Source organism: Burkholderia alba, from assembly GCF_034721475.1.
GTDB lineage: Bacteria > Pseudomonadota > Gammaproteobacteria > Burkholderiales > Burkholderiaceae > Burkholderia > Burkholderia alba.
On sequence record NZ_JAWJWL010000019.1, the window covers coordinates 56,213 to 75,321 of the forward strand.

Consider the following 19,109-nt stretch of genomic DNA (forward strand, 5'->3'; position numbering starts at 1 on the left):
CCTTCCGTCCTGCCGCGCGAATCCACGGCCGGCGAATCGCCCTATTGCGACGCGCCGGCCGGCCGCTGCGGATGCAGCGGATCGTGCAGCGCGGCATCGCGCCAGCCGCCGCCCAGATCCCCGATCAGCGACGCGGCATCGAGCAGCCTCTGCTGCTGCACGCCGAGCGCACTCTGGCGCTCGCTCAGCTCGGTAGCCTGCGCGGTCGCGACAGTGGTGTAATCGACCGTCCCCGCCTGATATTCGTTGCGGGCGATCTCCGCGCCGCGCGCCGCATCCCGCACGGCGGCATCGAGCACCTGCGCCTGATCGGCGAGGATGCGCAGGCCGGCCAGATCGTTCTCGACGTTCTGGAACGCGCCCAGCACCGTGCCGCGATAATTGGCGACGGCCGCGTCGTAGGCCGCCTTCGCCGCGGCCACTTGCGCGCTGCGCTCGCCGCCGTCGAAGATCGTTTCGCTCGCGCTCGCGCCGAGCGACCACACGTAATTGCCGATATGCAGCAGCCCCGACAGCGGCGACTGGGTGAAGCCGTCGAGCGCGGACAGCGACACGGTCGGGTAGTACGCGGCCACCGCGACGCCGATCGACGCGTTCTCCGCCGCCATCTGCCGCTCCGCCGTCGCGATGTCGGGCCGGCGCTGCAGCAGCACCGACGGCACGCCGACCGGAATCGCCGGCAGGACCGGCAGCGCGGTACTGTGCGGGATGTCGAGCGCCTCGGGATTCTTGCCCACCAGCACCGCGATCGCGTGCGCGTACTGCGCGCGCGACACCCCGAGCGCGATCAGGCTCGACTGCGCGCTTTCGAGCTGCGTGCGCGCGTTGACGAGATCCGACGGCGGCACCGTGCCGGCCTGGTCCTGATCCGCGACCACGCGCAGGTACGCGCGGTACGCGTCGACGGTACGGGTCAGCAGATCGATGTTGGCATCGGTCACGCGCAGGTCGATCACCGCGTTGGCGAGCGCGATCTGTTCGGACAGCGTCGCATTGGCGAGCGTCGCCTCGCTCGCCTGCGCAGTCGCCCGGCTCTCCTCGAGCGTGCGGCGCACCTGTCCCCACAGATCGGGCGCCCAGCTGGCCGTCCCCTCCAGCGTGCCGGCATTGTTCACGAGATGCCCCGCGCCGCCCAGCGCGCTCGCCGCACTGCGCGCGCGCGTCGACGAGCCGGTCACGCCGAGCGTCGGAAACAGCCCGCTGCGGGCCTCCCGCACTTCCGCGAGCGCCTGCTGGTAGTTCGCGTAGTCCTGCCGGACGGTCTGGTTCGATACCGACACCTGCGGTTCGAGCTGGTCGAGCAGCGGATCGTGAAAGCCCGTCCACCAGTCGCCCTTCGGCCCATCGGCCTCGGGCCGGGCCTCGGTCCAGCCCGCCAGCTCCTGGTAGGTCGCCGGCACGGCGACGGCCGGCCGGTGATAGTCGGGCCCCACCGTGCAGCCGGCGGCGAGCGCCGCCAGCGCACCGGCGAGAGTGATCGAGAGTGTGCGGGTCGTCTTCATGCGCGCGTGTCCGTTCGGCGGCTCCACGGCAGCCCGGCCGCCCAGCGGGCCAGCCGGGCGCGCACGCGGTCGAGATACAGGTAGATCACGGGAGTCGTGTACAGCGTGAAAATCTGGCTGAGGATCAGGCCGCCCATCACCGTGACGCCGAGCGGCTGGCGCAGCGACGCGCCCTGTCCGATCCCGATCGCGAGCGGCGCCGCGCCGAGCACGGCGGCGGCGGTCGTCATCAGGATCGGCCGCAGGCGGATCACGGCCGCCTCGTGGATCGCTTCGCGTGCCGCCCGGCCCTCGTCGCGCTGCAGGCGGATCGCGACGTCGACCATCATGATGCCGTTCTTCTTCACGATGCCGATCAGCAGGATCATGCCGATCAGCGCGATCACCGAGAACGGCGTGCCGAAGATCAGCAGCGCGAGCGTCGCGCCGATGCCGGCCGACGGCAGCGTCGACAGGATCGTCAGCGGATGGATCGTATTCTCGTACAGCACCCCGAGCACGATGTAGACGACGGCCAGCGCCGCGATGACCAGCAGCGGCACGGTGCCGATCGACTGCGAATAGGCTTGCGCGGCGCCCGCGAACGCGCCGTGGATCGACGCCGGCATGCCGATGTCCCGGCCGGCCTGCGCGATGATCTGTCCCGCCTGGCTGAGCGAGCCGCCCGCCGGCAGGTTGAACGACACGGTCGCCGCGACGAGCCCGCTCTGGTGGTTGACCTGGGTCGCGGTGTGGCTGTTGGCGTAGGTCACCAGCGCGGACAGCGGCACCATGGTCTCGGCCGCCGTGCTGTCGGCGCTGCCGCTCGAATTGCCGCCCTTGCTGTTCGAGATGCTGTTGGTCAGCTGGTTCGCCACGGCGTTCGCATTGAGCGCGTTGGTGCCCGACGCGCTGCCCTGCGACGCGCTCACGGCCGACGGCAGGGTGACGCCGCTCACGGTGCCGCCGGGCATCTGCGTCTGGTTGGTGCCGCTCGCGTTGCCGGCGGCGGCGCTCAGGTACATCTGGTTCAGCGCCTGCGGATACTGCCAGTACGGCGGCGCCAGCTCCATCACCACGAAATACTGGTTCAGCGGGTTGTAGATGGTGGAGACGGTACGCTGGCCGAACGCGTCGTACAACACGTTGTCGATCTGGTTGGGCTGGAAGCCGTAGCGCATCGCCGTCGCGCGGTTGATGCTGACGTAGGTCTGCAGGCCGTTCTGCTGCAGGTCCGAATTGACGTCGAGCAGCTGGCCGCGATGCTTGTTCAGTTCGGCGACGAGCCGCGGCACCCATTTGAAGAGCGCCGCGGCATCGTCGCTCGTCAGCGTGTACTGATACTCGGCCGCCGACTGCCGGCCGCCGATGCGCAGGTCCTGCTGCGCCTGCAGGAACAGCCGCGCGCCGGACACCTGGCTCAGCGCCGGCCGCAGCCGGTTGACGACCTCGTCCGCCGACACGTGCCGCTCGGCGAGCGGCTTCAGCTGAATGAATACGTTGGCGGTATTGAGCGCGCGGCCGCCGGTGAATCCCGCCACCGCCGACACCGCGCGATCGCTCTGCACGATCGCCTGCAGCTGCTCGAGCTTCTTCTCCATCGCCGGAAACGAGATGCTCTGGTCGGCGATGATCTGGCCGATCAGGATGCCCGTGTCCTGCTCGGGCACGAACGTCGCGGGCAGCTGCGCGAACAGGAATACGTTCAGCACCAGCATGCCGATCAGCAACAGCCCGACCAGCAGCGCGTGATCGAGCACCGCGGCGAGCGAGCGCGCGTATGCGCGCTTGCCGCGCTCGAACTGCGCCTCGATCCATCTTGCCCAGCGCGCGCCGGAGTGCTGCGCCTGCTCGCGGCTCAGCACGTACGCGCACATCATCGGCGTGACCGTCAGCGAGATCAGCAGCGAGAACAGGATCGCGATCGACAGCGTCACCGCGAACTCGTGGAACAGCAGCCCGACGATGCCCGGCATCAGCAGGATCGGCAGGAACACCGCGATCAGCGACAGACTCATCGAGAGGACCGTGAAGCCGACCTCCGCGCTGCCGCGTAGCGCGGCCTCGTACGGCGTCAGTCCGGCCTCGAGATGGCGCACGATGTTCTCGAGCACCACGACCGCGTCGTCGACCACGAAGCCCGTGCCGATCGTCAGCGCCATCAGCGACAGGTTGTCGATGCTGTAGCCGAGCAGATACATCGGCCCGAACGTGCCGATGATCGACAGCGGCAGCGCCACGGCGGGCACCAGCGTCGCGCGCGGCGACAGCAGGAACAGGAACACCACGCCGACCACCAGCAGCACCGCGATGAACAGCGTGCGCTCGGTATCGCCGACCGACGCCCGCACGGACTCCGAGTGGTCGATCGCGACGCCCACGCGAATGCCGCTCGGCAGCGCCGCCTCGATCGCCGGCAGCCGCGCGCGGATCTGCTGGACGGTCTTGACCACGTTGCCGCCCGGCATCGGATAGACGATCACGAGCACCGCCGACTTGCCGTTGTAGAGGCCCGCATTGCGGATGTTCTCGTTGGAGTCGCGCACTTCCGCGACGTCGCGCAGCATCACCGGCGCGCCGTCGCGGTACGCGACGATCAGGTCGCGGTACGGCGCGGCCTTGCTGATCTGGTCGTTCGAGATCACTTCGTAGCGCTGGTCGCCCTGGTCGATGTGTCCTTTCGCGCTGTTGGCGTTCGCGGCGCCGATCGCCGCGCGCACGTCCTCGAGTCCGATGCCGTAGCTGTTCAGCTTGCCCGGCTGCAGCTCGACGCGCACCGACGGCAGCGCGCCGCCGCCCAGCGTGATCTGCCCGACGCCGTCGATCTGCGACAGCTGCTGCTGGATCACCGAATCGGCGGAGTCGTACAGCTGCGCCTTGGTCAGCGTGTCGGAGGTCAGCGCCAGCACCATCACGGGCGCGTCCGCCGGGTTGTACTCGCGGTAGCTCGGATTGCTGCGCAGCGTGCTCGGCAGATCCGCGCGGGCGGCCTGGATCGCGGCCTCCACGTCGCGGGCCGCGCCGTTGATGTCGCGGTTCAGGCCGAACACGATGACGATCAACGACGATCCCACGTTGCTGATCGACGTCAGCTCGCTCACGTCCGCGATCGTCCCCAGCCGCCGTTCGAGCGGCGCGGCCACCGTCGCCGCCATGATGTCCGGGCTCGCGCCCGCCATGTTCGCCTGCACGACCACCACCGGAAACGCGATGTTCGGCAGCGGCGCGACCGGCAGCCGGAAATACGCGAGCAGCCCGGAGATCACGATCGCGAGCGCGAGCAGCGTCGTCGCGACCGGGCGGCGGATGAACAGCGCGGAGAGGTTCACGGCGCGTCCCCGGCGGGCTCGGCGGGCTCCGCCGGCCGCCGGCTGCGCACGCGCTGCGCGAGCCGGTCGAAGAACAGATAGATCACGGGCGTCGTGAACAGCGTGAGCATCTGGCTCAGGGTCAGGCCGCCGATGATCGCGAGGCCGAGCGGCCGGCGCAGCTCGGAACCCGTGCCGGTGCCGAGCAGCATCGGCAGCGCGCCGAGCATCGCGGCGAGCGTGGTCATCAGGATCGGCCGGAAGCGCAGCAGCGACGCCTCGAAGATCGCGTCGCGCGGCGTCTTGCCGTGCACCCGTTCGGCTTCGAGCGCGAAGTCGACCATCATGATCGCGTTCTTCTTGACGATGCCGATCAGCAGCACGATGCCGATGATGCCGATCACATCGAGATCGCTACCCGCGAGCATCAGCGCCAGCAGCGCGCCGATGCCGGCCGACGGCAGCGTCGACAGGATCGTCACAGGGTGGATGTAGCTCTCGTACAGCACCCCCAGCACGATGTAGACGGCGACCAGCGCCGCGATCAGCAGGAACACCTCGCTCGACAGCGAATCCTCGAACGCCTGCGCGGCGCCCTGGAACGACGACGTGATCGACGGCGGCAGCCCGACCGCCTGCTCCGCCGCGCGGATCTCCTTCACCGCCGCGCTCAGCGACGCGTCCTTCGCGAGATTAAACGAGAGGGTCACCGCCGGAAACTGCGCAAGGTGGCTGATCACGAGCGGCGAGTGCGTGATGCGGATCGTCGCGATGCCGCTGAGCGGCACCTGCCCGCTGCTGCCCGTCTGGGTCGGCAGATACAGATTGCCGAGCGACTGCACGGTGGGCAGCGCCTCGGGCTTCGCGACCAGGATCACCCGGTACTGCGACGACTGCTGGAAGATCGTCGATACGATGCGCTGGCCGAGCGCGTCGTAGAGCGCGTTGTCGATGGTCGCGGCGGTGATGCCGTAGCGCGCCGCGAGCTGGCGGTTCACTTCGACGTCGACGCTCATCCCGTCGGTGTTCAGGTCGCTCGACACGTCGGTGATCGACGCGATCTTCTTCATCCGCTCGACGAGCGCCGGCACGTACTGGTTGAACGCCTGCTGGCTCGGCCCGCGCAGCACGAAATCGTACTGGCTGGGCGACACGGTGGTGTCGAGCGTCAGATCCTGCTCGGGCTGCAGGTAGAGCCGGATGCCGGGCACCTTCGCGACCTCGTCCTGCAGCCGCCGCGCGATCTGCTCGGCGCTCTGCGAGCGGTCGTCGCGCGGCTTCAGGTTGATCAGGAATCGGCCGTGGTTGAGCGTCGTGTTGATCCCGTCGATGCCCACGTAGGACGTCAGCGACACCACGTCGGGATCCTGCAGCAGCACGTCGGCGAGCGCCGCCTGGCGCGCGACCATCGCCCGGTACGACACGGAATTGTCGGCCACGCTGATGCCCTGCAGCACGCCGACGTCCTGCACCGGGAACAGGCCCTTCGGAATCGCCACGTACAGGACCGCGGTAAGCACGACCGTCGCCACCGCGACCAGCAGCGTGAAGGTCTGGTGGCCGAGCACCCAGCGCAGCCCGCGCTCGTACGCGCCGAGCGTCTTGTCGAACAGCGCCTCGCTCGCGCGCTCGAAGCGGCTCGGCCGACGCTGCGCCTGCGCGCGCAGGATCCGCGCGCACATCATCGGCACAACGGTCAGCGACACCACCGCCGAAAGCACGATCGTGACCGCGAGCGTGACCGCGAATTCGCTGAAGAGCCGGCCGATCACGCCGCCCATGAACAGCAGCGGGATCAGCACCGCGATCAGCGAGACCGTCAGCGACAGGATCGTGAAACCGATCTGCCCCGCGCCTTCCAGCGCCGCCTCGAGCGGGCGCTTGCCCTCCTCCAGGTAGCGCACGATGTTCTCGATCATCACGATCGAATCGTCGACCACGAAGCCGGTCGCGATGATCAGCGCCATCAGCGACAGGTTGTCGATCGAGTAGTTCAGCTCGTACATCACGGCGAGCGTGCCGATCAGCGACACCGGCACCGAGATGCTCGGGATGAGGGTCGCGGGCACATTGCGCAGGAACACGAAGATCACCAGCACGACCAGCACGATCGACAGCACCAGTTCGAACGCCGCGTCGCCGACCGACGCGCGGATCACCCCGGTGCTGTTGGACACGATCGTCACGTCGAGGCCGGCGGGCAGCGTGGCTTCGAGCGCCGGCAGCGTCCTCATGATCTGGCCGACCGTCGCGATCACGTTCGCGCCCGGCTGGCGCTGCACGTTCAGCACGATCGCGGGCGCGTGGTTGTACCACGCGCCGCGCTCGACGTCCTGCGCCGCCTGGCTCACGCGCGCGACGTCGCGCAGAAACACCGGCGCGCCGTTCTGATACGCGACCACGGTGTTCAGGTAATCCTGCGGATCGGCGATCTGGTCGTTCGCGTTGATCGTGTAGTCGAGCTCCGGGCCGTCGAAATTGCCTTTCGGCTGACTGACGTTGACGTTGCTGAGCAGGCTGCGCAGATCGTCGATGTTCAGTCCGTAGGCGGCCAGCTTCTGCGGATCGGCCTCGACGCGCACGGCCGGCACGTTGCCGCCCGCCGTCGTGACGAGCCCGACGCCGGGCACCTCCGAGATCTTGGTCGCGAGCCGGTTGTTCGCGACGTCCTGCAGCTGCGTGAGCGACATCGACTTCGACGTCACCGCGAGCGTGAGGATCGGCTGGTCCGCCGGATTGACCTTCGCATAGGTCGGCGGCGCGGGCAGCCCGCTCGGCAGGAAGCTATTCGCCGCGTTGATCGCCTGCTGGACGTTCTGCTCGGCGACGTCGAGATTCAGCGACAGGTCGAACTGCAGCGTGATCACCGACGCCCCCTCCGAGCTGGAGGAGGTCATCTGCTGCAGGCCGGGGATCTCGCCCAGCTGCACCTCGAGCGGCGCGGTCACGGTGGTCGCCATCACGTCCGGGCTCGCGCCCGGATAGAAGGTCTGCACCTGGATGGTCGGGTAGTCGACGTCGGGTAGCGACGACACCGGCAGGAAACGCACGGCGAGCAGCCCCACCATCACCATGGCGATCATCAGCAGCGACGTCGCCACCGGGCGGAGAATGAACAGGCGGGAAATATTCATCGGCCGGACGCCCGCCGCCTACGAGGCCGGATTCGCGGCGCCGGACGCCCGCGCATGCGCGCCGGACGCCGCGGACGCACCCGCCGGGCGGGCACCCGCGAGCGCGATCTTCACGCCGTCGCTCAAGCGGTCCATCCCGTCGGTCACCACGGTGTCGCCCGCGGCGAGGCCGGACACGATCGCCGTATGCTTGCCGTCGCTGGGCCCGGGCGTCACCTTGTGCACGGAGACCGTGCGGTTCGCATTGACGAGATACACGTAGTTGCCCGGCGCGCCGCTCTGCACCGCGGGCGTCGGCACCAGCACCGCGTCGTGCAGCGTGTCGACCAGCAGCCGGACGTTCACGAACTCGTTCGGGAACAGCGCCTCGTCGTCGTTCGGGAACGTGGCGCGCAGCGAGACCGTGCCGGTGGCGGTCGCCATCTGGTTGCCGATCGCATAGAGCGTGCCGGTGGCGACTTCGCTGGCGTTGTCGCTGCTGTACGCGGTGACGGGCAGTTTCGCGCCCGTGTTGAAGCGCTTCAGCACGTCGCCGAGCGCGTTCTGCGGCACCGTGAACTCCACCGTGGTCGGCTTCATCGTCGTGATCACGACGATGCCGGGGCTGCTGGACGCCGTCACGTAGTTGCCCGGATCCACGAGACGCAGCCCGACCCGTCCGGACACCGGCGCGGTAATGCGGCAATAGGCGAGATCGAGCACGTACTGCGCGATGCTGGCCTGGTCCGCCTTGATCGCCGCCTCGTCCTGCTGGACCAGGAACTGCTGGTCGGCATAGGTCTGCTCGGCGATCGATTTGTGCGCGTTCAGCAGCGTGTAGCGCGCGAGATCGGCGCGGGCCTGCGCGAGCAGCGCCTCGTCCTTCGCGAGCTGCGCCTCGGCCTGCTGCTTGCTGATCTCGTATTGGCGCGGATCGATCTGCGCGAGGAACTGCCCCTTCTCGACATCCTGGCCTTCGCGATAGCCGACCGCCGTCAGATAGCCGCTCAGTTGCGGCAGCACCGTGACCGTCGCGACCGGCGTCACCGTGCCCAGCTCGCTCAGGGTCTCCGGCATGTCGCCGAGCGCCGCGACCGCCGTGGTGACGACCTGCGGCGCGGCGCCGTGCTCCGTCTGCTTGCCGCGCAGCAGGTGTACGACGATCAGCGCGACGAGCGCCACGGCGATCGCGACGAGCACCAGCGGCCCGCGTTTCATGCGCTTTTTCGGCGGCTCGGCCTCGAGATCGCTCATGCCGGCCTCCCGGCGCGGGCACGGCTCGCATGAAACAGGTTCCACGGCAGCGGACACCCGGTCCGCCGAGGTTGCAACGCGTTGATGCAGGTGTGTCGACCGCTCAAGCAGAGATGCATGACCGCTCCCACGATTGGATGGCGTCAGCGACGGTGTCGATGGCAATGCAGGACTTTGCCCGAAAGTCTATTCAACTGCCGCGCACTTTTTGCAAAAAAAGCCGCCGCAAAAATTCTGGCGCGTTACGACAGGACTGCCTGTAGCAAGTTGTAATAATCCGGCGAGCCGAGAAGGATCGGGCCCCCCGCGTGTCATGCACGTGTCGCGCCGCACGTCTGAATCTGACGATTTGCAACGCGCATCCTTACTGAAAAATTTCACCGGTCATGACAGATTTCTCCGTGCTTGCGCGGACACGCGATCCGATCCGCGTCAGACCTCGCCGGACACGCCGGTGTACCATCTCGGCCGATGAAAACGATCCTCACCCGCGATTTCCTCGCGCTCATTCTCAGCGTCGCCGTCGTCGGGCTCGGCACCGGCGCCACCTTGCCGCTCACCGCGCTCGCGCTGACCCAGGCCGGTCACGGCACCGACATCGTCGGCCTCCTCACCGCCGCGCAAGCGGGCGGCGGCCTGCTGATCGTGCCGCTCGTGCCGCGCATCACGCGCCGCCACGGCGCGCGCCAGGTGATCGTCGTCTCGGTGCTGCTGCTCGCCGCCGCCACCGCGCTGATGCAGTTCACGTCGAACCTCGTCGCATGGGGCGTGCTGCGCGTGATCTGCGGCGCGGCGCTGATGCTGCTGTTCACGATCGGCGAGGCCTGGGTGAACCAGCTCGCCGACGATGCGACGCGCGGCCGCGTCGTCGCGATCTACGCGACCAACTTCACGCTGTTCCAGATGGCCGGCCCCGTGCTGGTCAGCCAGATCGCCGGCTGGACGGGCGTGCGCTTCGCGCTGTGCGGTGCATTGTTCCTGCTCGCGCTGCCGTCGCTCGCGTCGATCCGCCGCGCGCCGCTCACCGGCGAGCCGCATCACGAGCAGCACGACCAATGGCGGCGCGTGATGCCGATGATGCCCGCGCTGATCATCGGCACCGCGTTCTTCGCGCTGTTCGACACGCTCGCGCTGTCGCTGCTGCCGATCTACGCGATGAATCACGGCGTGGCCAGCGAAGCCGCGATCCTGTTCGCGTCGATCATGCTGTTCGGCGACACCGCGATGCAGTTTCCGATCGGCTGGCTCGCCGACCGGCTCGGCCGCGAGCGCGTGCATCTCGGCGCGGGGATCGTGGTGCTGGCACTGCTGCCGCTGCTGCCGTTCGTCGTCGCGACGCCGTGGCTGTGCTGGCCGCTGCTGTTCGTGCTCGGCGCGGCGGCAGGCAGCATCTATACGCTGTCGCTGGTCGCGTGCGGCGAGCGTTTTCGCGGCGCGGCGCTGGTGACGGCCAGCTCGCTGGTGTCCGCATCCTGGAGCGCGGCCAGCTTCGGCGGGCCGCTGGTCGCGGGCGCGCTGATGGAAAGCTCGGGCAGCAACGCGCTGGTCGGCGTGCTGCTCGCCGGCGTGCTCGCCTTCCTCGCCGCCGCGCTGTGGGAGCGGCGGACGATGACGCAGGCGGGCGCGCGGGCGGGACGATAGGCGAACGGATCGGGGCGACGGACTCGGCGGCCATTGCCGCGTGACTCACGACAAAACGGCCGGGACACGCCCGGCCGTTTCATGACCTCGCACTTCTCTCCGACATTCGAACGAGCAAGCGCAGCAGGCTACCTGCTACCCGCGGCGTGTCGGCCCGGCTTCGGTGCAAGGCATCCCGACCGCGATGCCGCCCGGGCCCGAGCCCGAACCGGCCACGTCACCCCTTCAACGCAGGCACGATCACGCCGCTGCACGTCCCGAATCCGACGCGATAGCCGTCGCCCTGGCACCATCCCGCGAGCGTCAGCTCGTCGCCGTCCTCGATGAACGCACGCGTGCCGCCGCCGTCCAGCGCGACCGGCTCCTTGCCGTTCCAGGTCAGCTCGAGCAGGCTGCCGAACGCATCCTTCGCCGGCCCGCTGATCGTGCCCGAACCCATCAGGTCGCCCACCCGCGTGTTGCAGCCCGCGACCGTGTGATGCGCGAACTGCTGCGCCATCGTCCAGTACATGTGCTTGAAATTGGTCCGCGAAATCGTCGTCGCGGCTTGCGCGCCGTCCGGCTTCAGCCGCACTTCCAGTTCGACGTCGAACGCATGCTCTCCCGCATGGCGCAGATAGGCGAGCGGCTGCGGCTCCTGCGCGGGCTGCGCCGTGCGAAACGGTTCCAGCGCATCGAGCGTGACGATCCAGGGCGAGATCGTGGTCGCGAACGTCTTCGCGTTGAACGGCCCGAGCGGCACGTATTCCCACTGCTGGATGTCGCGCGCGCTCCAATCGTTCAGCAGCACCATCCCGAAGATGTGCGCCTCCGCCTCCTCGCACGCGACCGGCTCGCCGAGCGCGTTGCCGCGGCCGACGATGAAGCCCGTCTCCAGTTCGATATCGAGCTTGCGGCACGCGCCGAACACCGGCCGCTCCTGGTCCGGCAGCTTCAGCTGGCCGTTGGGGCGGCGTACCGGCGTGCCGCTGACGATCACCGACGACGCGCGGCCGTTGTAGCCGATCGGCATCTCCGACCAGTTCGGCAACAGCGCGTTCTTCGGATCGCGGAACATCGAACCGACGTTGGTCGCATGCTCCTTCGACGAATAGAAATCGGTATAGCCGGGAATCTCGACGGGCAGATGCAGCGTCGCGTCCCGCCGGGCGACCAGCACCCTGTCGCGCAGCGCGGCATCGTCGCGCAGCCGCGCGTGGCTCGCCTCGAACAGCGTGCTCAGCTGGATGCGCACGCCGCGCCACGCGTCGCGGCCGAGCGCGATGAAATCGTTCAGCGCGGGCCGCTCGAACGCGCTCTTCGCGGCGGCGTCCGCCGCTACCGGCAGCTTCAGCAAGCCGGCGCGCTGCAACTCGGCCAGATCGACGATCGCGTCGCCCAACGCGACGCCCGCGCGCCGCGCCGGATTGCGCGCGTCGCTGAAAATGCCGAACGGCAGGTTCTGGATCGGAAAATCGCACGCGGCGTCGTTCGCCGTTTCAAGCCAGCTCTTGCGCGCAGGGTCGAGCGTCGCGCGCAGTTCGGGGGTCACGCTCATCGTTGCTCCGGATTGAAATGTTTCTGGATGCCCTGCCAGCATTCGAAGTAGTCCGCCTGCAATTGCGCGGTGTCGAGCGCATGCCGGGTCGGACGGATCAGCATGCGGGTCTCGAACATGAATGCCATCGTCGCGTCGACCTTGTGCGGCCGGGTCGTATCGCTCGCGGAAGCCTTCTCGAAGGTATCCGCGTCCGGGCCGTGGCCCGACATGCAGTTGTGCAGGCTCGCGCCGCCCGGCACGAAGCCTTCCGCCTTCGCGTCGTATGCGCCGTGCACGAGTCCCATGAATTCGCTCGCGACATTGCGGTGGAACCACGGCGGACGGAACGTATCCTCGGCGGCGAGCCAGCGCGGCGGAAAGATCACGAAGTCGATCGTATCGACGCCGGGGGTGTCGCTTTGCGCCTGCAGCACCAGGAAGATCGACGGATCGGGGTGATCGTAGCTGATCGATCCGATCGTGTTGAAGCGCCGCAAGTCGTATTTGCAGGGCGCGTAATTGCCGTGCCACGCAACGACGTCGAACGGCGAGTGGCCGATCGCGGCGCGCCACAGCACGCCGTTCAGTTTCGCGACCAGCTCGAACGCGCCTTCGCGATCCTCGTAGGACGCCTGCGGCGTCAGGAAATCGCGCGGGTTCGCGAGGCCGTTCGAGCCGATCGGCCCGAGATCCGGCAGGCGCAGCAGCGCGCCGAAGTTCTCGCAGATGTAGCCGCGCGCCTGCCCGTCGGGCAGCGTCACCGCGAAGCGCACGCCGCGCGGAATCACCGCGATCTCGAACGGCTCGACGTCGAGCCGGCCCAGCTCCGTCATGATGAAGAGCCGCCCTTCCTGCGGCACGATCAGCAGCTCGCCGTCGGCGCTGTAGAAGAAGCGGTCCTGCATCGATCGGTTCGCCGCATACAGATGGATCGCGCAGCCGTTCATCGCGGCCGCCGAGCCGTTGCCCGCCATCGTCACCCAGCCGTCGACGAAATCGGTCGGCGGCTCGGGCATCGGCAGCGGATCCCAGCGCAGCTGGTTCGGCGGTGTCGGCGGCACATCGCGCGAATCGGCGAAGTCCGCGACCAGCCGGCGCTCGCCGGGGAGCCGTTCGAACGGCTTGTGCATCGCCGCCGGCCGGATCCGGTACAGCCACGACCGGCGGTTGTGCCCGCGCGGCGCGGTAAACGCCGTGCCGGACAGCTGCTCCGCATACAGCCCGTACGGCGCGCGCTGCGGCGAGTTGTGCCCCTGCGGCAGCGCGCCGGGCAGCGCCTCGGTGGCGAATTCGTTCGCGAAACCGCTGAGGTAGCCGGCTTCGCCCTGCTTCGAGAGGTCAAGTTTCATTGTTGTCGTTCTCCATTCAAGCGGCATGCGGCGCCTCTACGCCGCGTCGCCGCGTCACGCTCGCCAGGACAATCACGAACAGCGCCGAGCACAGCACCGGCACCGCCGCCGCATGGAACAGCGCGCTGTTCGACCAGTTGAGCGCAATCAGTTGCCCACCGACGAGCGGCCCGAGCACCGAGCCGATCCGGCCGATGCCGAGACTCCAGCCGATGCCCGTCGAGCGCAGCGCGGTCGGGTAATACTGGCCCGCGAGCGCATTCACCGCCGGCTGGCCGCCGACGACGCAGAATCCGCCCACGAACACCACCACCAGCAGCCACGGCAGCGCGGCCGACGCGGTGCCGATCAGGCCGACCGCGACCGCCGCGCACGCAAAGCACGCGAACAGCACGCGCATGAAGCCGTGGCGCTCGATGAACCAGCCGAGCGACAGCGTGCCGACCACGCCGCCCGTCTGCAGCACCGTGCCGACGATCACCGCGGTGCCCGGCGAATAGCCCGCGTCGCGCATCACGGTCGGCAGCCAGTTCGACAGGAAGTACAGATCGATCAGGTTCATGAAGCTGATCGCCCAGAGCAGCAGCGTGACCGGCAGGCGGCCCGCGCGGAACAGTTCGGCGACCGGCGCCCCGCCCGCCGCCGGCTCGCGGACCACGAGCTTCGTCCCGGCGTCGAGCGCGATGCCCGGCGCGAACGCCGCGAGCCACCGGCGCGCTCGCGCCTCGCGCCCCTTCAGCACGAGAAACTGCAGCGACTCGGGCAGGCGCGCGATCATCACGACCGTCAGCACGAGCGGCACCGTGCCGCCGACGAAGAACACGGAGCGCCAGCCGAACGCCGGAATCAGCGCGGCGCTGACGAAGCCGCCGAGCGCCGCGCCGACGGTGAAGCCGCAGGACACGATCATCATCCGCTTCACGCGATGCGCGGCGGGACTGAACTCGCCGACCAGCGCCATCGCGTTCGGCATGATGCAGCCGAGCCCCAGTCCGGTCACGAAGCGCAGCGCCATCAGCGCGGGAATCGTCGTGACGAACGGCGTCGCGAGCATCGTCAGCGCGAAGAACAGCGTCGAGCCGATCAGCACCGGCCGCCGGCCGATCCGGTCGGCCAGCACCGACAGGCCGAGCGCGCCCAGCAGCATGCCGAACAGGCTCGCGCTGAACACCGGCCCGAGCGCCTGTTTCGGCACGCCCCATTCGGCGATCACGCTGGGCGCGACATACCCCATCGCCTGCGCGTCGAAACCGTCGATCACGAGGCACAGCCCGCACAGCGCGAGCAGCATCCAGTGAAACGCGGGACGATGCGTTTCGTCGATCACGCGCTCGACTTCGAGCACCCGGGCAGCCCCGTTCGGCGCGCTCACTGCAGACGCTCCGCGGCGGCGTCGCGCTCGACGCCGGTCGCGCCGCCGCGCGCGAGCGCCATGGCTTCGCGCAGCACGTCGAGATCGCCGACCTGGTTCGCGAGCAGCAGGATCAGCTTCGCATTGACGAGCTGGCTCTCGCTGTCGGGCAGGTCGCGATGCATGTCGATCAGCGCTTCATAGAACGCATCGGGATCGGGCAGACGCAAACGGGTGTCGAGGTGCATGGGGTGTCTCCTGTCTTGTGTGTTTTATGGTGCTGTCGTGTCTGTGTGTCGGTCGGTTCCGTTGCGCCGGTCGCGGGTCACGCGGCGCAGACCGCGCGCGCGAGCGCCGCCCGCACGGCCGCTGCGTCGAACCCGCGCAGCCGCGCGCACACGTGCTGATCCGGCCGCAGCAGGTAGAACGTGCCGGGCCGCGCGTCGTAGCGCTGCGCGGCAAGCCCGTCGATATCCTCGAGCACCTCGACGCCGGGCGCCTCGCCCGCCTCGCCGCGCGGCACCACCAGCACCGGCGCCACGGGCAGCGAGTGGCCGCGCGTCGCGGTCGCGAGCGCCGGCGCATCGGCAAGCGAGCCGAACAGCACGGCGGTGAAGCCCCCGTCCAGGTGCCGCAGCAGCCAGCTGGGAGAGCCGCTCGCGCGCACCGGCGCATCGACCGCCGCCGCACCCGGCGTCATCGCGCCGCCGAAGGCGTCGCTTGCGCGATCGGGCGTGTTGAGCGGCGAGCCCGACAGCACGGCGGGCACCGACAGCCGCCCGCTGTTCACCAGCCTGCGCGCGAATTCGCAGTTGCGCGCGAGCTTCAGCGTCGCATCGCGGAACACCCGGGAAATCGGGCTCTTCGGGGTGATGAAATCGGTGGCGCGGGTCGAGTGGCGAATATTCTCGTCGGCCGCGAATTCGCGCTCGCTCGCGTAGGTGTCGAGCAGGCGCTCGGGCGCGAGGCCGTCGAGCACCAGCCGCAGCTTCCACGCGAGGTTGTCCGCATCCTGCACGCCGCTGTTCGCGCCGCGCGCGCCGAACGGCGACACGCCGTGCGCCGCATCGCCCGCGAACAGCACCCGGCCGTGCCGGAAGCGCTCCATCCGCTGGCAGCGAAACGTATAGACACTCACCCATTGCAGCTCGAATTCGACATCCGGTCCGAGCAGCGCGCGCACCCGCGGCATCACGCGCTCCGGCGCTTTCTCTGCGACGGGATCGGCATCCCAGCCGAGCTGGAAATCGATCCGCCACACGTTGTCGGGCTGACGATGCAGCAGGACCGACTGATTGGGATGGAACGGCGGATCGAACCAGAACCAGCGCTCGGTCGGAAACTCCGCCTTCATCTTCACGTCGGCGATCAGGAACCGATCCTTGAAGGTGCGGCCGGGGCTGTCGAGACCCAGCATCGCGCGCAGCGGGCTGCGCGAGCCGTCGGCCGCGATCACGTAGCGCGCGCGCAGGGTCTGCGCGCCTTCGGGCGTGTCGATCGCGACTTCCGCATGGTCCGCCGTCTGCGTGATGCCCGTGACCTTGTGCTTCCAGCGGATGTCGAGATCCGGCAGTTCGAGCGCGCGCTCGGCCAGATAGCCTTCGACGTAGTACTGCTGCAGGTTGATGAACGCGGGCCGCGCATGCCCCGCCTCGGGCAGCAGATCGAACGTGTAGATCAGCTCGTCCTGCAGGAACACCTTGCCGACGTTCCAGCGCACGCCCTTCTCAACGAAGCGCTCGCCGCAGCCGAGACGGTCGAAGATCTCGAGCGTGCGCTTCGCGAAGCAGATCGCGCGCGAGCCGGTGGAGAGCGTGTCGTCCTCGTCGAGCAGCACGACCGGCACGCGCTGCTGCGCGAGATCGATCGCCGCCGCGAGCCCCACCGGGCCCGCGCCGACGACGATCACCGGATGCGGCGCGTCGGCCGCGCCCGCCGGCCGCGCGGCGCGCGGACGGTAGTCGAATTTCAGCGTCTGGTAATCGATGGTCATGATCGCCGCCCGCGCCGCTCAGCCTTCGAGGGTGTTCCACATCTCCCTGTCGCGCTCGGCGGTCCAGATGCGCGGATCCGGATACTGGGTCGCCTCGTCGAACGCGCGGGTCACGTCGAACGGCATGCAGTGGTCGAAGATCACCCATTCGCCGAACTTCGGCTTCAGCGCGGCAAAGGTGTCCTTGTAGATCGCGTTCAAATCCTTGCCCTCGGCCACGCCCGCCTTCACCTTCGCGTACAGCTCGCTGATGAACGCCCGCGTGCCGGCCAACCCCTGCTCGACCTCCTTCGGCGTCTTGAGCGCGGCGCCTCGGCCCGGCACCAGCTTCTCCGGCTTGAGCGCGGCGATCGCGTCGAGCGTGTGCGGCCAGTCCTGGAAGTACGCGTCGCCCGCATACGGCGTCGCGCCGTACTCGACCAGATCGCCCGACAGCAGCACCTTGTCCTGAGGCAGCCACACCACCGTATCGCCCTTCGTATGGCCCCGGCCGAGCTGCATGATCTTCACTTCGAGCTTGCCGAGCCACAGCGTCATCTCGCCCTTGAAGGTCAGCGTCGGCCAAGTCAGGCCCGGCACCGACTCGACCGAACGGAACAGGCGCGGGAAGCGGCCGATTTCGCTCTTCATGTCCGCGTCGCCGCGCTCGACGATCAGGTCGTAGGTGTCCTGGCTCGCGATCACATGTTCCGGCTGATAGGCCGACGCGCCCAGCACGCGTACCGCGTGATAGTGGGTGAGCAGCACGTACTTGATCGGCTTGTCGGTGACTTCGCGGATCCGGCGGATCACGTCCTGCGCCATCACGGGCGTCGCCTGCGTATCGGCGACGAGCACCGCGTCGTCGCCGACGATGATCCCCGTGTTCGGGTCGCCCTCCGCCGTATACGCATAGGCATGCTCGGAGAGGCGCTCGAACGTCACCTTCTTTTCCGCCAGATCCGCCTGCGATGCAAATTTCTTCTCACCCGCCATGTCTCGCTCCTTGCTCCGTATTGAGGGGAATGCGGCGTCCGTCAGCCGAGGCCGCGCTGCTGCTTTTTTGATCTACGACAACACCAGGAATTTACGCATGGTAAAACGAATTACGATTAGTGAAATAAACGTAAACCCTGAGCGGTCCCGCCGCGGTCCGATATCGTTATGAGCAAATCGCCGCGCCGCGGACGATTTGCGCTGCTACTATCAGTTGTATACGGCGGCCGCTTCGGCCGCCTTTCTTCCTTCCGGAGCCCATGATTCCGCTCACCATCCCGGAGCTGGTCGCCCGTGCCGGCGCGCTGCCGTTCCTGCGGGAGCACCTCGTACTCGATGCCGGGGCGCGGAGCGCCTGCGCCCGCCTGCGCGGTCTGACGCTCAACAGCGCGTATGAGCCGATCTACGACGTGACGATGCCGGGCGCGCCGCAATCGGCGTCGCTCGCGGACGCGATCGAGCGGTTCGGCGACGAGCTGGGTTTCCAGGCCGTCACCCAGGTCGACGGCATGCCGTTCGATCCGTTCGACGCGGTGGCCGACGATCAATCGCTCGTCGCGCTCGACCGTCTCGCGCGCGGGCTGCACGCGATCAACTTCTTCGGCGCGCAACGGCACGGCCTGCTGTTCCTGCGCGTGCACGAGCGGTTGCTGAAGAGCGTGAAATACGATCACGGCAAGCATTTCTCGTCGGTGCTGAAAGGCTTCGGCCTGCATCCGGAGCGGATCGTGATCGAGCTGCCGGCCGCGGCGGTCGCGCACAAGACCTTCCTCGGCTACCTGACGAAGAGCTATCAGCACCACGGCTTCAAGGTGGCCGACAAGCTGCCGGATCCGGGGCGGATCCTCGCGGTCGAATCGGAGATGGCGCGGCCCGACTACATCAAGATGGACGCGGCGACCGCGCTGCGTGACGGCATGGTGAAAGCGCTCGTCGGCTATGCGCAGCGCGTGCACATTCCGTTGATCTTCGATCAGGTGACCGACGAGGCACAGTTCGAACTGCTGCGGCAGTACGACGTGCGGCTGATGCAGGGGCCGGTGTTCTCGCATCCGGCAACGGCTACCTGACGCACGCGCCGCGTCGCATGAACGCGGCCGCCGCGTCGAGCCGCTCACGGGCGGG

12 protein-coding genes are annotated in these 19,109 nt (G+C 68.5%); 2 read left to right on the forward strand and 10 right to left on the reverse strand.

Features of this window, described 5'->3' with window-relative positions; translation table 11 throughout:
* Positions 1 to 41 precede the first annotated feature (41 nt).
* The 4 genes from RZR99_RS21340 to RZR99_RS21355 are packed head-to-tail and all read right to left on the reverse strand — an operon-like array spanning position 42 to position 9,156.
* Positions 42 to 1,502, reverse strand: a complete 1,461-nt coding sequence (locus RZR99_RS21340) for an efflux transporter outer membrane subunit (protein ID WP_323121767.1) — start codon at positions 1,500 to 1,502, stop codon at positions 42 to 44.
* Positions 1,499 to 4,810, reverse strand: coding sequence for an efflux RND transporter permease subunit (locus RZR99_RS21345; RefSeq protein ID WP_323121768.1), 3,312 nt, complete (start codon positions 4,808 to 4,810; stop codon positions 1,499 to 1,501). Before RZR99_RS21345 ends, RZR99_RS21340 begins: the two co-directional genes overlap by 4 nt.
* Positions 4,807 to 7,923 (reverse strand): efflux RND transporter permease subunit, encoded by a 3,117-nt coding sequence (locus tag RZR99_RS21350; protein WP_323121769.1) that lies wholly within the window; start codon positions 7,921 to 7,923, stop codon positions 4,807 to 4,809. The genes RZR99_RS21345 and RZR99_RS21350 overlap by 4 nt, the downstream gene beginning before the upstream one ends.
* 18 nt (positions 7,924 to 7,941) lie before the next feature.
* Complete coding sequence (locus RZR99_RS21355; RefSeq protein WP_323121770.1) at positions 7,942 to 9,156, reverse strand: efflux RND transporter periplasmic adaptor subunit; 1,215 nt, start codon at positions 9,154 to 9,156, stop codon at positions 7,942 to 7,944.
* Positions 9,157 to 9,627: 471 nt separating this feature from the next.
* Here RZR99_RS21355 and RZR99_RS21360 point away from each other — a divergent pair, with 471 nt between their 5' ends.
* The gene (locus RZR99_RS21360; protein ID WP_323121771.1) at positions 9,628 to 10,797 is read left to right on the forward strand and encodes an MFS transporter; all 1,170 of its coding nucleotides are present in this window, start codon (positions 9,628 to 9,630) and stop codon (positions 10,795 to 10,797) included.
* 217 nt (positions 10,798 to 11,014) lie between these two features.
* Here RZR99_RS21360 and fahA read toward each other — a convergent pair whose 3' ends face one another.
* The 6 genes from fahA to RZR99_RS21390 form a co-directional block, all read right to left on the reverse strand.
* Positions 11,015 to 12,334 (reverse strand): fumarylacetoacetase, encoded by a 1,320-nt coding sequence (fahA, locus tag RZR99_RS21365; RefSeq protein ID WP_323121772.1) that lies wholly within the window; start codon positions 12,332 to 12,334, stop codon positions 11,015 to 11,017.
* Positions 12,331 to 13,665, reverse strand: a complete 1,335-nt coding sequence (hmgA, locus tag RZR99_RS21370; protein WP_323121773.1) for a homogentisate 1,2-dioxygenase — start codon at positions 13,663 to 13,665, stop codon at positions 12,331 to 12,333. The genes fahA and hmgA overlap by 4 nt, the downstream gene beginning before the upstream one ends.
* Before the next feature lie 16 nt (positions 13,666 to 13,681).
* Entirely contained in the window at positions 13,682 to 14,956 is a 1,275-nt protein-coding gene (locus RZR99_RS21375; RefSeq protein ID WP_323121855.1) for an MFS transporter, read from the reverse strand.
* Positions 14,957 to 15,033: 77 nt separating this feature from the next.
* On the reverse strand, positions 15,034 to 15,264 hold the full coding sequence (locus tag RZR99_RS21380; RefSeq protein WP_323121774.1) for a DUF2783 domain-containing protein: 231 nt from the start codon (positions 15,262 to 15,264) through the stop codon (positions 15,034 to 15,036).
* A 77-nt stretch (positions 15,265 to 15,341) separates the two neighbouring features.
* Entirely contained in the window at positions 15,342 to 17,009 is a 1,668-nt protein-coding gene (locus tag RZR99_RS21385) for an FAD-dependent oxidoreductase (protein WP_323121775.1), read from the reverse strand.
* An 18-nt stretch (positions 17,010 to 17,027) separates the two neighbouring features.
* Entirely contained in the window at positions 17,028 to 17,984 is a 957-nt protein-coding gene (locus RZR99_RS21390) for an MBL fold metallo-hydrolase (protein ID WP_323121776.1), read from the reverse strand.
* 260 nt (positions 17,985 to 18,244) lie between these two features.
* On the opposite strand from RZR99_RS21390, the gene RZR99_RS21395 reads away from it, so the two are divergent.
* Positions 18,245 to 19,054 (forward strand): EAL domain-containing protein, encoded by an 810-nt coding sequence (locus RZR99_RS21395; protein WP_323121777.1) that lies wholly within the window; start codon positions 18,245 to 18,247, stop codon positions 19,052 to 19,054.
* The last annotated feature ends 55 nt before the right edge of the window (positions 19,055 to 19,109 follow it).

What these genes read in the sequence shown, in the direction of transcription:
- RZR99_RS21355 (WP_323121770.1), bottom strand. Translation starts at nt 9,156, where the DNA reads ATGAGCGATCTCGAGGCCGAGCCGCCGAAAAAGCGCATGAAACGCGGG.
- RZR99_RS21350 (WP_323121769.1), bottom strand. Translation starts at nt 7,923, where the DNA reads ATGAATATTTCCCGCCTGTTCATTCTCCGCCCGGTGGCGACGTCGCTG.
- RZR99_RS21375 (WP_323121855.1), bottom strand. Translation starts at nt 14,956, where the DNA reads ATGCTGCTCGCGCTGTGCGGGCTGTGCCTCGTGATCGACGGTTTCGAC.
- fahA (WP_323121772.1), bottom strand. Translation starts at nt 12,334, where the DNA reads ATGAGCGTGACCCCCGAACTGCGCGCGACGCTCGACCCTGCGCGCAAG.
- RZR99_RS21360 (WP_323121771.1), top strand. Translation starts at nt 9,628, where the DNA reads ATGAAAACGATCCTCACCCGCGATTTCCTCGCGCTCATTCTCAGCGTC.
- RZR99_RS21385 (WP_323121775.1), bottom strand. Translation starts at nt 17,009, where the DNA reads ATGACCATCGATTACCAGACGCTGAAATTCGACTACCGTCCGCGCGCC.
- RZR99_RS21340 (WP_323121767.1), bottom strand. Translation starts at nt 1,502, where the DNA reads ATGAAGACGACCCGCACACTCTCGATCACTCTCGCCGGTGCGCTGGCG.
- RZR99_RS21380 (WP_323121774.1), bottom strand. Translation starts at nt 15,264, where the DNA reads ATGCACCTCGACACCCGTTTGCGTCTGCCCGATCCCGATGCGTTCTAT.
- hmgA (WP_323121773.1), bottom strand. Translation starts at nt 13,665, where the DNA reads ATGAAACTTGACCTCTCGAAGCAGGGCGAAGCCGGCTACCTCAGCGGT.
- RZR99_RS21395 (WP_323121777.1), top strand. Translation starts at nt 18,245, where the DNA reads ATGATTCCGCTCACCATCCCGGAGCTGGTCGCCCGTGCCGGCGCGCTG.
- RZR99_RS21390 (WP_323121776.1), bottom strand. Translation starts at nt 17,984, where the DNA reads ATGGCGGGTGAGAAGAAATTTGCATCGCAGGCGGATCTGGCGGAAAAG.